The organism is Thiorhodovibrio frisius, assembly GCF_033954835.1.
Lineage (GTDB): Bacteria > Pseudomonadota > Gammaproteobacteria > Chromatiales > Chromatiaceae > Thiorhodovibrio > Thiorhodovibrio frisius.
The window spans coordinates 1,687,597-1,702,567 of the sequence record NZ_CP121471.1 but is presented as its reverse complement, the minus strand read 5'-3'; the positions used below and the strand labels follow the sequence as shown (position 1 = coordinate 1,702,567).

9 protein-coding genes are annotated in these 14,971 nt (G+C 60.3%); 4 read left to right on the top strand and 5 right to left on the bottom strand.

From position 1 onward, the window contains the following. Positions 1-78 precede the first annotated feature (78 nt). A complete protein-coding gene (locus Thiofri_RS07930) occupies positions 79-2,439 on the bottom strand; it encodes a phosphoketolase family protein (protein WP_009151165.1) in 2,361 nt (786 codons plus the stop codon). A 440-nt stretch (positions 2,440-2,879) separates the two neighbouring features. Here Thiofri_RS07930 and Thiofri_RS07925 point away from each other — a divergent pair, with 440 nt between their 5' ends. Further along, positions 2,880-3,077 (top strand): DUF2934 domain-containing protein, encoded by a 198-nt coding sequence (locus Thiofri_RS07925; RefSeq protein ID WP_009151164.1) that lies wholly within the window; start codon positions 2,880-2,882, stop codon positions 3,075-3,077. Positions 3,078-3,692: 615 nt separating this feature from the next. Here Thiofri_RS07925 and trhA read toward each other — a convergent pair. Continuing rightward, positions 3,693-4,307 carry a PAQR family membrane homeostasis protein TrhA gene (gene trhA, locus Thiofri_RS07920; protein WP_009151163.1) on the bottom strand — a complete coding sequence of 205 codons (615 nt, stop codon included), beginning with the start codon at positions 4,305-4,307 and terminating at the stop codon, positions 3,693-3,695. A 353-nt stretch (positions 4,308-4,660) separates the two neighbouring features. Between trhA and Thiofri_RS07915 the strand changes: the two genes are divergently transcribed. Beyond that, positions 4,661-7,018 carry an ATP-binding protein gene (locus Thiofri_RS07915; protein WP_009151162.1) on the top strand — a complete coding sequence of 786 codons (2,358 nt, stop codon included), beginning with the start codon at positions 4,661-4,663 and terminating at the stop codon, positions 7,016-7,018. Between the two features lie 74 nt (positions 7,019-7,092). On the opposite strand, the gene Thiofri_RS07910 is transcribed toward Thiofri_RS07915, so the two are convergent. Both Thiofri_RS07910 and Thiofri_RS07905 read right to left on the bottom strand, forming a co-directional pair. Then, on the bottom strand, positions 7,093-7,407 hold the full coding sequence (locus Thiofri_RS07910) for a DUF1840 domain-containing protein (RefSeq protein ID WP_009151161.1): 315 nt from the start codon (positions 7,405-7,407) through the stop codon (positions 7,093-7,095). 30 nt (positions 7,408-7,437) lie between these two features. Next, the gene (locus tag Thiofri_RS07905) at positions 7,438-11,055 is read right to left on the bottom strand and encodes a bifunctional diguanylate cyclase/phosphodiesterase (RefSeq protein ID WP_009151160.1); all 3,618 of its coding nucleotides are present in this window, start codon (positions 11,053-11,055) and stop codon (positions 7,438-7,440) included. A gap of 255 nt (positions 11,056-11,310) precedes the next feature. Here Thiofri_RS07905 and Thiofri_RS07900 point away from each other — a divergent pair, with 255 nt between their 5' ends. Then, a complete protein-coding gene (locus tag Thiofri_RS07900) occupies positions 11,311-11,718 on the top strand; it encodes a PilZ domain-containing protein (protein WP_009151159.1) in 408 nt (135 codons plus the stop codon). Between the two features lie 211 nt (positions 11,719-11,929). Further along, on the top strand, positions 11,930-13,723 hold the full coding sequence (locus Thiofri_RS07895; protein WP_009151158.1) for an AAA family ATPase: 1,794 nt from the start codon (positions 11,930-11,932) through the stop codon (positions 13,721-13,723). Between the two features lie 188 nt (positions 13,724-13,911). On the opposite strand, the gene Thiofri_RS07890 is transcribed toward Thiofri_RS07895, so the two are convergent. After that, the gene (locus Thiofri_RS07890) at positions 13,912-14,919 is read right to left on the bottom strand and encodes a Fic family protein (RefSeq protein ID WP_009151157.1); all 1,008 of its coding nucleotides are present in this window, start codon (positions 14,917-14,919) and stop codon (positions 13,912-13,914) included. Between the last annotated feature and the right edge of the window lie 52 nt (positions 14,920-14,971).

The window sequence follows — 14,971 nt, the reverse complement described above, 5'->3', positions numbered from 1 at the left end:
GGCGGCACCTCACCGATCCGGCTCGTGTGACCAGCTGAGCTGGTTTAGCCGCGCACAGGGCGCGGGCCGCTAGATGCCCTATGGCAGCCATTTCCAATCCCGTATCTCCGGCATATCCTCGCCTTTCTCGGTGATGTAGTGCTTGTGCTCGATGAGCTTGTCGCGAATCGCCTGCTTGGCGTAGGCGGCCTGGGGGCCTAGCCGTGGCACGCGATCTATGACATCGGCGACCAGATCGAAACGGTCAAGCGCGTTCTTGATCACCGTATCGAAAGGCGTCGAGGTGGTGCCTTCTTCCTTGTAGCCGCGCACATGCAGGTTGTGGTGGTTGGTGCGGCGATAGGTGAGCCGATGGATCAGCCAGGGATAGCCGTGATAGGCGAAAATGATGGGCTTGTTCGTGGTAAAGAGCAGATCAAAATCCGCGTCGCTCAAGCCGTGCGGGTGTTCACTGGGCGGCTGGAGCTTCATCAGGTCAACCACGTTGATCACCCGGATCTTGAGCTCAGGGAAGTGCTCGTGCAGCAGGGCAACAGCCGCCAGGGTTTCGAGTGTCGGCACGTCACCGGCGCAGGCCATCACCACCTCCGGCTCGCCGTCCTGGTCGTTGCTGGCCCAGGGCCAGATACCAATGCCGGCGGTGCAGTGCTTGATGGCGGCATCCATGTCGAGCCACTGGGGGGCGGGCTGTTTGCCGGCGACGATGACATTGACGTAGTTGCGGCTGCGCAGACAATGATCAGTCACCGAGAGCAAGGTGTTGGCATCGGGCGGCAGATACACCCGGATGACCTTGGCCTTCTTATTGATGACATGGTCAATAAAGCCGGGATCCTGATGGCTGAAGCCGTTGTGATCCTGCCGCCAGACATGCGACGACAGCAAATAGTTGAGCGATGCAATCGGCCGCCGCCAGGGGATGTCGTCGCACACCTTAAGCCACTTGGCATGCTGATTGAACATGGAATCAATAATATGGATGAAGGCCTCGTAGCAGGAAAAGAAACCATGACGCCCGGTGAGCAGATAGCCTTCAAGCCAGCCCTCGCACTGATGCTCGCTCAGCATCTCCATCACCCGGCCATCGGGGCCCACATGCTCATCGCCAGGGACAATCTCCGCGACTGAACAGCGATCAGTCACCTCAAACACGGCACCCCAGCGATTAGAGGCCGTCTCGTCCGGGCTGAAGACGCGAAAGTTGTGCGGATTGAGCCGCATCAGATCGCGAATAAAGCGACCCTGCACGCGGGTCGCCTCAGCCTCCACACCACCCGGGCGGGGCACATCCACCGCGTGATCGCGAAAATCCGGCATCCGCAGATCGTGCAGTAGCAGGCCGCCATTGGCGTGCGGATTGGCGCTCATGCGCCGCTCGCCCTGCGGCGCCAGAGCCGCGATATCCGCGTTGAGTCGGCCGGTCGCATCGAACAACTCCTCCGCGCGATAGCGCTTCAGCCAGTCTTCCAGAATGCCCAGATGCCCTGGCTCCGTCATGTTGGCCATCGGCACCTGATGGGAGCGGAAGGTGCCTTCAGTTGCTTTTCCATCCACGCTTTCTGGGCCAGTCCAGCCTTTGGGCGAGCGCAGGATGATCATGGGCCAGCGCGGACGAGTCTGAAAACCAAAGGCACGGGCGTCGTTCTGAATGCGCTGAATCTCGGCGACCACGGTATCGAGCGTGGCTGCCATGAGTTGGTGCATCGCCATAGGGTCATCACCCTCGACAATGTGGGGCGCATAACCATAACCCTGGAAGAGCGCCTCCAGCTCATCGCGCGGGATGCGCGCCAGAACCGTGGGGCCGGCGATCTTATAGCCGTTCAGATGAAGGATGGGCAGCACGGCCCCGTCGTGGATCGGGTTGAGGAACTTGTTCGAGTGCCAGCTCGTGGCCATCGGACCAGTCTCTGCCTCGCCATCGCCGACCACGCAGGCAGCAATCAGCTCGGGATTATCAAAGACCGCGCCAAAGGCATGGGACAGTGCATAGCCTAGTTCACCGCCCTCGTTGATCGACCCCGGTGTCTCCGGCGCGACATGACTGGGGATGCCACCGGGAAAGGAGAACTGCTTGAACAGCCGCCGCATTCCCTCCTCGTCGCGGGAGATATTCGGATAGACCTCGCTGTACGTGCCTTCCAGGTAGGCATTCGCCACCAAGGCTGGCCCGCCGTGCCCCGGCCCGGTGACATAGATGAGGCTCAGATCATGCTCCTTGATAACCCGATTGAGATGCACGTAGATAAAACTCAAACCCGGCGTCGTGCCCCAGTGCCCGAGCAGGCGCGGTTTGATGTGCGAAAGCGCCAGCGGCTCTTTCAGCAGCGGATTGTCGTAAAGATAGATCTGTCCGACCGAGAGATAGTTCGCCGCGCGCCACCAAGCATCAAGCTTGCGCAGACTCTCTGGATCAAGGGGCTGGGTCGCCGTGGTCATGGGCTGATTCCTGAAGGATATGGCTTGGAAGAAGCCGCCTGGGGTTTGCTGCTACCTGGCCATGCAGCGCCTCACCCAGACGATGGCGAGTAGATGCCGGATATCGCGTGTCCGGGAATCGCCATCAAACACCCTTTCCATCCTTCTGGTCTGTACGCTACAGAACATAAACCAGAGTCGCATCAATGCCGCCCTGCGCGAGACCATTGCGCACCAGGGTGAATCGGCTCATCAAGCTCAGGCATACCACATCAGGTTTTCCTGCTGCGCTGCGGCGGCTGTCACCTGATGCCCCGACCCCAGGATAGGGGTTTCCCCGATCATCACAGCCCACGTGAGTCCCCATAATAAGGTTGTTTCTCAGAGGGCTGTGTTCGCGCAGCAGTCCAGCACCCTCGTTCTCCGCGCTGCTGCAAATCTATCCAACAGAGGCAACCCCCATGACGACAACTACCACTCCCAAAAAACGCACAAGCACGACAACAGCCAACATCGACCCGCCCCGCTACGACCGACCTGCAAAAGACGAAAAAGTCGCGGAGCTCGCCTACCTCAAGGCCGAACAGCGAGGGTTCGAAACCGGCCACGAGATGGACGACTGGCTCGAAGCCGAGGCCGAGCTGGCCAAAGTTGACTGATTACTCTCTGCCAAGCCTTTAACTGATCGTGCCCGTGTCTCCAAGCGAGGCCGTTCGGTCCCAAGTTCTCCTGGAAGCTCGACGCGCGTGAGACGGGATCGCAGTACATTCCTTGGGTGAAAACGAAGCCGCAATGGTCCATGTTCTGAACCATGACAGCGGACGACCCCTGGAACCCTGCGATACGCGGCGCTAGAACAGGCACCTGGTCCAGCAGCCGCTTGACCGAAAGCGCCCAGAACACCGCGCCCCCCAATGCGGTTTCCGGAAGTCCGCTGAACCGGGTGCCTGCTTCCAGGCCCTAGACTGATTTCCGCGAATGCACTGCCGCCGCAGCTGGTAAGGCTGCACCACCAAGAAAGACCAGGGAGACTTTGACTCAGTCGCGGCTATTCGGCGGCGATAAGTCACGCAGTGGGTGCCGATGGGTCGGATCGCGCGGCCCTGGCTGTCGAAGATGTTGGCCGGCGGGCAATGCGAGTGCGGCCATGTCATCCACTTTTTATACTTCGTTCGCGAGTCGGTTCATATAAACCGCTGCTGACGGCTTCCCCTCTTGCACTCCGTAACTCCAGAGCGCCTGATTGAGATCGGAGCGCATGACGAGTTGTGAGGTCACATAAGAAGCACAATCGCGACATAGTGACTGATGCTGCCCGCGAGCACGAAAAGATGCCAGATGCCATGACCTGCGGGATACCGGTGATCGAGGACGTAGAAGAGAATGCCCGAGGTGTAGAAGATGCCGCCCGCCAGAAGCCAGCGAAAGGCCTCGGGTGGCAGGGCCGCAATCACGGGTTTTAGCGCGAACACACAGAGCCAGCCCATCAGGAGATAGATGATCATGGAAATCACGCGCGGCCCTCGGTGGGGCAGGGCGTCGAGGACGATGCCGAGCACGGCGAGCGCCCATATCGTGCAAAACATCCACCATCCGAGCGGCCCCTTGAGCCCGACCAGCGTGAAGGGCGTGTAGGTTCCGGCGATCAGTAGATAAATGGCCTGGTGGTCGAGTACTCGGAAGATCTGTTTTTTCCGGCCGCTCAGGCTGTGATAGAGGCTGGAGATCAGATACAGCAGGAACAGCGTGACCGCGTAGAGGCTGACGCTTATGATTGCACGAGTATCGCCTGTTTTCGCCGCCAGGGTGATGAGCAGCGCGCCACCGATGAGCGCGAGGACCGCGCCAATCAGATGACTAATGCTATTGAATTTTTCGGTGGCATACATGCGGCCTCCTTGCGATGCCCATCAACAATGCTGGGCCTATTGCGCGGTCTCTCTGGAAGCAGGGGCGTTGGAACTCCTTTTTGACCACCTGGTAGCATTCGCACGTCCAGCATGTAGCATATGATTCGCTCCCCTATGAGTTGCCATGATCAGGGCCGCTCTCTGTACGTTAGCGCACAAAGACCGCCGGGCAGTGCCGGTTTTCCCTGACAATGGCATGGGGAAAAACCTGGTTCGTCGAGCGCAGAGCGATCAGGCACTCGGCAAACTTTGGCGGTCAATGAGGCTGGCCGACATAGCATTCCGCTAAGGTGTCCGGTTGATTTTCTCAACCATACAAGAGGAGGTCGGCGATGCCGCGCAACCCGAACGAGGCCAAGGACCATCGCCTTGGGCAACCAGGGCAAACCGGCGGGCGGATTTCAGAAAGCGAGCCTTCTGTCGGATTCCACCGGCATTTGCTCAACAATCTGAGCGCTCCGCTTGCACTCTATCAGCCTGATGGCACACTCATTTTTATCAACACGGCAGGAGCCGCTTTGCTCGGCGGCAGCCCGGATGACTATGTCGGTCGCAACCTTCGGGAGATCGCTTCAGAGAATTCTGGGGAGACTCTGCGCCGAATCCGTCAGGCCTTTGATGACAACGCGACCCAGGAATACTTGGACCTAGTTTCGCTTCCCGGTGGGGACAGGTGGTTTCAGTCGACCTATCAGCCTGTTGCGGATGAGCATGGTGCTACATTTGGTGTGCAAATCCTCTCCGAGGACATCACCGAGCGCAAGCTGGCAGAAAAGGAGACGGTCAAACTCAAAAACCATCTTCAGTCCCTGTGGAATATCGCCAAGCATACCGAGGCGACACACAAAGAACTCTGCGATCTGGTGCTTGAGGAAATCCAGCGGATGACCGGCAGCCAGTTCGCCTTTTTCGGGTTCCTGAACGAAGACGAAAGCGATTTCGCCATTCATGCCTGGTCTAAGAGTGCTATGCCCTCGTGTACAGTTGAGGACAAGCCCATCCATTTTCCCATCCATCAGGCTGGGCTGTGGGCACAAGCCGTTGTTGATAGAAAGCCAAGTATCTTCAATGACCTGAGTCTGGAGCACCCGAGAAAGAAAGGGCTGCCTCAAGGTCATGTGCCGCTCTCGAATCTGATCTCCGTGCCCATCCTCCGCGAAGGCAAAGTGACAGCACTGTCCGCCGTCTCCAATAAGCAGGGGAAATACACCCAAGAAGATGTCGAGATGGTGCACGCCTTCACCTCGGGCGTCCTCTCGCTGCTCGACAAGAAGAGGGCCGAAGAAGCGCTCCAGACCATCGAGTGGATGCTCGACAAGAAACCCAACCCTGTGAGAACCCTGCCGAGGCAGCGCTATGGAAACCTTGCCGAGCTAAACAACTCGCGTGTCATTCTCGATGCGGTGGGTGAGGACATCCTGTACGACATCGTCAATGACTACATGCTCCTTTTGGAAACCTCCTCCGCAGTTTACGAAAAGAATGGCGACCATGCGCTCGGACTCTTCTCGTCCGGCTGGTGCAAGCGCATGGACCATGCCTCGCGTGGCTTGTGCGACTGTCAGGACAATACGCAAGCCATGGCCAGCGGCAGGTGGCTCTGCCATGAGTCCTGCTGGACCAATGCGGCAAAGGTTGCCATTGAGACCGGCAAGCCGACCGACATTGCTTGCAATGGGGGTATTCGGCTGTACACCGTTCCGATCCGGGCAGGGAATGACATTGTCGGGGCGATTAACTTCGGGTACGGCTCCCCTCCCACGGACCAGGACGCCTTGGAACAGCTGGCTAAAACCTACCGGGTTCCAATCGTTGAACTCAGAACCCTGGCGGCTCAATACCAACACCGCCCGCAATTTATTCTCAATGAGGCCAAGTCGCGGCTTGCTACTTCTGCCCGACTTATCGGTGAGATCGTGGCCCGCAGCCTGGCCGAAAAGCAACTCAAACACGCCAAGGAAAGCGCCGAAGCTGCCAGCCGGGCAAAGTCCGAATTCCTGGCCAACATGAGCCATGAGATTCGCACCCCGCTCAACGGGGTCATGGGCATGTTACAGCTGCTTGAGGACTCGGGACTGGATGCGGAATCCTCCGAGTATGCCAATATCGCATTGGAGTCCTCGCACAGTCTGCTGACCGTCATCAATGACATTCTGGACTTCTCCAAGGTCGAGGCGGGAAAGCTTGACCTCACCCTCGCCCCGTTCGGAATCGATTCCCTGCTCAAAGCGCTGGTCCTCACCTTCACCACGCAAACGCGGAGCAAAGGTATTGCGCTTGACTACCGGATCGCTGCGGATGTGCCGAATGAAGTCGTCGGGGACATGGCCCGATTGCGCCAGGTGCTCTTTAATCTTGTCGGCAACGCGGTAAAATTCACCGATCAAGGCGGCGTTCGCATCGAGGTGCGCGTCCTCGAAAAGTCCATTCCCCATCGCCTGCGTCTGGGGTTCAGGGTCACAGATACCGGCATCGGCATCCCCGAGGAGCAAATCAACGACCTCTTTGAACCTTTCGCACAAGCGGACGGCTCACTCACCCGAAAATTCCAAGGAACTGGCCTGGGGCTTTCTATCGTCAAGCGGCTCGTCAAACTGATGGATGGGGCCGTTGGCATCGAAAGCGCGCCGGGGCGCGGCACGGCGGTTCAGTTTGACATCCTGGTCGGGCTCGCGGATGCAGAGCTATAGAACATAGACCAGACGCGCATCAATGCCGCCCTGCGCGAGACCATCAAGCACCAGGGATAGTCGCCTCATCACGCTCAGACATCCCACATGACATTTTCCTGCTGAGCCGCAGCAGCCGTGAGCAGTTCGATCAGCGGTAGTGCCCGATGGGCCAGACTGACGTGCGGGCCTTCGTCCCCATCTTTCGCATGGCCGCTGGCGGGGTCCAGGGGCTGATCGGGTCGCGCCTCGACTGCGGCCTTGAGATGCGCGAGCGCGGCGGGTACATCCTCGGCGACCAGGGCGCCTGGCACTGTGCCGCTATGCCCCATCAGCTTGATCAGTGTCACGGCGATATCGCCGAACATGGTGATGCTGGCATAGGCTTTGGTTTCAAATTTAATCAGCATGGTCTTCTCCCTTCTGTCTTGATGCGTGGATTATTGTGTCAGCTCGGCTGTTTTTTCCTCCAGCGCGATGGGGGTGGTTGCGGTGATTGGGACGACCGGGCGCGACTGGGACTGGCCTTGCTCCGACCAGTTTGACACCCAATCGGGAATCGCCTCCGCGGGCATCGGGCGGGCAATGCCGAAGCCCTGACCCATGCGACAACCGAGCAAGGTCAGCAAGGCTTCCTGCTCGGGTGTCTCGACGCCCTCGGCAATGACCAGGCGGTCAAAGGCGTGCGCCAAGCGGACGACGCTCTCGACAATCTCCCGGTCCTCGGCGTCGCCGAGCATATCCTGCACGAAGCTCTGATTGATCTTCAGCACGTCAATTGGCAAGCGGCGGAAGTAAGCGAGGGACGCATAGCCCGAGCCAAAGTCATCCAGGGCGAAGCGCACCCCGAGTGCGCGACAGGCGGTGAGGGTTTGGCTCGTGCGCTCGATGTCGCTCAAGGCGGAGGTCTCCAGCACCTCCAGTTCAAGACACCCGGGATCACAGTCGCCATGCTCGGCGAGCAACTGCTCCAGACGTTGGGCGAAGCTCGGCTGCAACAGATGCCCATTACTGATATTGACACTGACCGGTAATTTGAGTCCGAGACGCTGCCAGGTCGCCAACTGGGTCAGGGCCGCCGCGATCACCCACTCACCGATGGCAATCTCCAGGTCGCTCCCTTCGACCAAGGGCAGGAAGGCACCCGGCAGCAGCAGACCCTCGTCCGGATGCGGCCAACGGATCAGTGCCTCGACGCCGATGACCTCGCGACTGACCATGTTGACCTTGGGCTGGTAATAGAGCACGAATCCCTGGCCGTCCAGCGCTTGTTCGAGATGATGCCGTTTCAGTCGCTGCTCTTGAATCAGCCGGTTTTGTTCCGCGTCGTGAAGGTGATAGCGATTCCCACCGGCCTCCTTGGCGATGTACATGGCCTGATCGGCATGGCGCAGCAGGGTGTCGGCACTGTCGACATCCGGCGGACTCAGGACCACCCCGATACTGGCCGAGACGCGGTGGGCCACACCGTGCGAGAGGATCGGCGTCGTTGCCGCCGCCAGGACGCGCTCTAGGAGCAGGTGACAGTCTTCCGCTCGCGCCAGATCGGTAAAGAGCAGGACGAACTCGTCGCCGCCCAGGCGGGCCACGGTATCCTGCGCGCGCATCAGCTTGCGCAACCGATCGGCAATGCCGATCAGCACCTCATCGCCCACCTCGTGCCCGTGCTGATCGTTGATCGGTTTGAAGTTGTCGAGGTCGAGATAGCACACCGCGATGAACCGCTCCGAACGTCGCGTTCCGGCCAGCGCCTGTTCCAGTCGGTCGCTCAACAGCCGCCGGTTGGGCAGCTCGGTCAGCGCATCGTAGTTGGCGAGATGGTCCAGCTCCCCCTCGTGGGCCTTGATTTCGCTGATGTCGGAGAAGACGCCAATATAGTTCTGGACCGCATCCGCGGCGTCATGAACGACCGAGATCGACAACAACTCGGCGTAGAGCTGGCCATCCTGGCGTCGATTCCAGACCTCGCCCCGCCAAGACCCTTGGTGCGTGATCGCATCCCACATCTCACGGTAGAAGGCCTCATCCTGACGGCCAGAGGCAAGGATGTTCGGGTCCTTGCCGAGCACGCTTGCCTGCTCGTAGCCGGTGATGGTGGTGAAGGCGGGATTGGTGTCGATGATCCGGTTCTCGGCATCAGTGATAATGATGGCCTCAAAGCTGTGCGCGAAGACTTTGGCGGCGAGTCGCAGCTTCTGCTCAGCTTGCTTGCGCTCGGTGATGTCTTCGAAGGTGCCGTAGACATGCGTGACGCCGTGGTTCGACCGGGTCTCGGGATAGCCCCGCGCAAAACACTGGCGCGTGCTGCCGTCGCGGCGTCGCGCGCACAACTCCAGGGCGTAGGGGGTGCCTTCATTGATCACCGCGTTCATCGCCGTAGTCAGGCGCGCGAAGTCTTCGGGACAGAAAAGCCGGTGGTGTTCGGTGAAGGGAGGCACCCCCTCAGCCGGGACCATCTGGAAGATGCGAAACAGCTCCTCAGACCAGGTGACAGTGTTCGTCTCGACCTCCAATTCCCAACTGCCGATATGGGCGAGCTGTTCGGTGCGGGCGAGCATGATTTGCAGATGACGCCGTTCGATGTCCTCTTGCTCGCGCTCGGTGATGTCCTGAACGGTGCCGGAAAGCCGCACGACCTGGCCCTGAGCGTCCAGATGGGGCGTGCAGATGGTGATCATCCAGCGCTCCTGGCCGTCGGGGCGGCGGATGCGCAACCTGAGCCGGTAGGGCTCTCCCCGCTGCGCAGCCCGGTTGACGGCTTGGTCGAAGGCGTCCCAATCGTCGGGATGGATGTAGCGACGATGCGCCTCGTAGCTCGGTGCGGCATCCTTGGGGTCCAGGCCCCAGATCGGAAACATGCCCTCCGACCAGCTCACCTGTCCGGTGCTCGGATCAAAGTTCCAACTCCCGAGCTGGGCGGTTCGCTGTGCCCACAGCAGCAGCCGCTCCTGCTCGGCGAGGTGCTGGTTGGTACGCTCCAAGGCCCCAATGGCGAGGGCAACGCGCCGCTGCGCCTGTGTCTGCACCGCAGCGAGCAGTGCCAGCAGCAGGCTGAGGGTGAGTCCGCTCAGGCCGATCCATGTCGCGATGTCGTTGGCCAAGGCGTACTCGAACCAGGGCGCGGCCGTGACCGCGACCGACCATTGACGCCCCCCGAACTCCACCCACTGGATCTTGCGCATGCTCCCGTTGGCCTCTGGGCTGATCTGCGCTGGCCCTGAGGTGAACAGCCGCTGCTGGGGCTCTAGGCGCTCGCCAGCGTAGACATCCAACCGCAGTCCGGGCTGCGCGAGGTCTGACTGCACGGGCCGCAGCACGTCTTGCATCAGGTCGCGCATCCGCAGCGGCGAATAGACCCAGCCGAGCAGATTCGCGCGCCGCTCGGCAACACTGTCATGGGGGGCGTCGGCACGATAGACCGGCAGGAACAACACGAAGCCCGGTTGGATATCGGTAGCGTCTTCCTGCTTCAAAGTCACCCGGGCCGACAGAGCCGCCGTGGCCTGATCCCGAGCACGGGTCGCCGCCTCCCAGCGCTGCGGCTCCGAGCCCATGTCATAGCCAAAGTCGCGCAGATTGCGACCGGAGAAGCGCTCGATATAGAGCACTGCCGCATAGAAGGCCCGCTCGCCCTCGGGGTGGATCTGAAACTGCGGAAACCCTTCCCGATGCACGGCGGCGACCCGCGCGTCCTTCTCGTCATCAGGGATCAGCAGCAAAAAGCCGATGCCCTGGATGCCGGGATACTGATCCTGCAGCTTGAGCATCTCGAAATAGCGCCGGAAGCGTTCGTGGGTGATCCACTCCGGGGTATCGAACAGGGCCGCCGCCCCGCGCAGCAACTGGACGTTGTCCTGGAACCGCTCATCGATCAAGCCGGCGACCTTGCTCGCCAACTCACCGAGTTCTTCCTCCCGGTCTTGGCGCACATGCTCTTCAGCGATCAACCAAAGCCCAGCGGTCAGCGTGAGCCCAACGGACAGGATCACAGCGGGCAGCAGGAAGGGGCGCAGCCAACTGAGGCGGCCGAGCGGGGGCATGGCGGAGGAAGTCTTCATGTCAGAGCACCCGTGACAGGCAGGGTGATCGCATGCGACCGAGGCAGCGCTGCCATCCTTCGAAGCGATTGATCATCTGTGTCATCCAAACCGAGCCGGCAGGTTACCCGGCAGGTCATCAGGGTTTCATCGAGCCACTCGCCATCCAGGTGCGGTAATCTATAAGACCGCCAGTTGATTGTTGCTGAGACAGCGCCGCGCGGATCCAGTGCAGCTTCAACCCTGGCAACGGCACCGCCTACAGGTCGATTGATTATGCGCCAATATCTTCGTCATCCATCGGATATTCCCATTGTCTATCGCCTTGGGGATTTAGTGGCCGACCGCAACGACTATCTCCGCAATATTGGTCACGGCGGCCTCTGCTTTCGTTCGAATAGCGCCGTTCCGATTGGCGCCAATATCCATATCGAAATCCCAATTGTGCAGCCGGAATTCAAAGCCGATGGCATCGTTGCCTGGTGTCGCACACAGGGAAACGAGCACGAAGTTGGGGTTCGTTTCAACGGTGTCGAGGCGGAATACAGTGTGCGCATGGTTGAGCAACTGTGCCAGATTGAACACTATATCCGCCACATCCGCGAAACCGAAGGACGCGAACTCACCAGTGAAGAGGCGGCTGTCGAGTGGATCGAAAAATATGCAGCAGGCTTTCCAGGGTAACTCCAGAGGATCTGGTAGAAAGCATAATGATCGCCATGCGGGCTGTATGTTCGCTGGCGCGCAGAGCGATTGAAATAGTAAAGCTCCTGATCAGCGCATGGAGGTTTCCCTGATGCCCGCAGGCAAGGGCTTTGTAGGGTAACCTATAGATCGCGCCCCTTGACCGGCAGGACGACCCAGCCGCCATCACCCGGAAAGAGACCGTATCGCCATGAAATTTCCCTACGGCACGGCTGACTTTCACAAAATCATCACCGACGGCTATTACTACGCAGATCGTACCGCGCACATTCGCACGCTGGAAAACGCCGGCGAGCAGCTTCTGTTGTTGCGCCCGCGCCGCTTCGGCAAAACCGCCTGGCTGACCACGCTGGAGAACTATTACGATCTGGCCCGTGCCGGGGAATTCGACGCCCTGTTCGCTTCGCTTGCCATTGGTCGCGACCCTACCGCGCGGCGCAATCAATACTTCGTGCTGCGCTGGGATTTCTCCATGGTCGATGCCAGCGGTAGCCTGGCGGAGATTCGCCAAGCCTTGCACGATCACCTCAATAGTCGGGCACGCGCGTTTTTTGCTCGCTATCGCGACCATCTGGGCCAGTGGTCGCTGAGTCTGCAACCAGAGAACGGGCTGGTGGCCTTGGAATCCGCCGTGAGTGCCGCCCGCACCCAAGGGCATGATGTCTATCTCCTGATCGACGAATACGACAACTTCGCCAACGAACTGATGCAGGGGCGGCACGCGGATTATGAGGCCTTGGTTTCTGGAGAAGGTCTGCTGAAAACCCTGTTCAAGGCGGTCAAGTCCCTGGCCTCCGGTCAAGGCATCGACCGTGTGTTCATCACCGGGGTCTCGCCGGTGGTGCTGGCGGATATTTCGAGCGGCTACAATGTCTCGAAAGACATCAGTCTTGATGCCCGCTTTGTCGATCTGTGCGGATTCACGGAATCCGAAATCGCCGCCGTGCTTGATCAACTCGCTGCCGAAAAAGAGCACGCTCCGGAGTGGTCAGCACGCATGTTGGCAACCATGCGCACCTGGTACAACGGCTATCGCTTCGGCTACGACCCCGGCCCCGGTCTCTACAACCCGACCCTGGCGTTGTATTTCTTCGATGCGCTGGCCTCCACCGGGCAGCCGCCACGGGAGATGCTTGACAACAACCTAGCGATGGATCGCAACCGCATCGACTTCGTCGCCCGTCAGCCGCATGGGCAGGAGCTGATCGGTGCCGCGCTCGATCCCGAGCACCCGCCGGTGATCGCCAGTCTGGCGCACCGCTTTGGGGTCGAGGATCTGCGCCGCGCGCCCAGAGACGCGCCCTTTCTTGGCTCGCTGCTGTATTTTCTTGGCGCGCTTACCCTCAAGGATCAGGATGCCATGGGGCGACTGGTGCTGGATGTGCCCAATCTGGTCATCCGCAAGCTGTATGTCGAGAAGTTCCGCGATCAGCTGTTCCCCGAGTATCCCGAGCGCGAAAGCCTGCGCGCCACCGCCGAAAGTTTCTACACCAACGGCGACCTTGGCCCGCTCGTCGAGGTGCTGGAAACCAACCATCTGCGGGTGTTCGATAATCGCGACTATCGCTGGTCGAACGAACTGACGGTCAAGACCGTTTTTCTGGTGGCCTTGTTCGCCGACATCTTCTATGTGATGGACTCGGAAACCGCCATTACGCGCGACCATGCCGATCTCTCACTGATCGTGCGCGAGGAGATGCGCCGCTTCGCGCTGCTCGATCATCTGTTGGAGTTCAAGTACCTGAGTCTTCAGGATCTCGGAGAAAGCGCCGAGCGCCTGCGGCAGCTATCGCGCGATGAACTCAGTGCGCGGCCCCAGGTCGCCGCCCGGCTCGACGAGGCCGAAGCTCAGCTTGCCCGCCACCGCCAGGGACTCGAACAGGCCTACGGCGGGCGGCTGCGCCTGCACACCCATGCCGTGGTGGCACTGGGGTTTGAGCGGCTGCTGTGGCGCAGCACTCCGCCATCCGCGCTCAGCCAGTAGGGGTTGACTCGGTAATGGACTCAGCATCGCACGGTCTGCGCTTGGCTGGCAGAACGGCCCAGGGAGCTTCTCATCAAGCGCCGACAGAACTTGTTTGCTGGCACATACGAAAACCGTGAATTGCTTGTAAAGCTCTAGGTTATAAAGCAAATACCTGCTGGGCGTTGCCGTAGTTGGGCCTTGCGCAGTCATCCGTCCGCGTGCCGCGCCAGTCGCTGGCGGCCCTTGTCGGTCAGGCGGTATTTCTGTAGACGACTATTGGGCTTGTCGGGGATGGTCATCTCAATCAGGCCGTCGGCCAGCGCCGGTTTGAGGTAGCGCTCGCGGAAGGATTTTCGATCCGCGAGGCCCAAGGCGGATTGCAGTGCCGCGCGATCCATCTCGCCCTGGATCATCGCCAGCAGCTCGCCGACTTGGGGGGCGACTTGGGGGGCGACTTGGGGGGTGAAGCTGATCAGGGCATCCAGGATCATCCGCAGCATGAAAGCGACGAAGGGCGCCGAGTCTGTCTGGCGGGTACTCTCCTCAATGGCCTGGTAGTATTCGCGCTGGTGTTCGAAGATCAGGCTTTCCACCGGAATCTCAGCGAACAGGCGGGACCAGCGGGCCAGAATCAAGCTCTGCCACAACCTGCCCATGCGGCCGTTGCCATCGGTGAAAGGGTGAATGAACTCGAACTCATAATGAAAGATCGAGCTGGCAATCAGTGGATGGACCTCGGTCGCGGCCAGCCACGCGAACAATTCGGCCATCAGATGCGGCACCCGATCGGCGGGCGGGGCCATGTGGATGACCTGATCGCCCGCCATGACGCCCACACCCCCGTGCCGATACCGGCCTACCTCCTCGACCAGGCCGGACATCAAGATTCGATGCGCCTCAAGCAGGTCCCTTTCGGTCGTCGGCTTCCAGGCGTCGAAGCGGTCGTAAGCGGCCAGGGCGTTTTTGACCTCCAGCACCTCGCGCGGCGGAGCCATGACCCGCTTGCCCTCAAGGATCGCGGTGATTTGCGCCTCGCTCAGCGTATTGCCCTCGATGGCCAGGGAACCCTGGATCGTGCGAATGCGATTGACGCGCCGCAGCCGCAGCGCCCTGTCCTGATCGGTGAGCACGGTCAAACGCCCGATGGTCTCGCTGATCGCGGCGACCCGGTTCAGGATCTCGGGAGTCAGGGTGCAGGGAGGCTGGTAGGCCAATTTTGATCACCCCACGCGAAATCGTCCGCCTGATGATAAATCTCGTGTATAC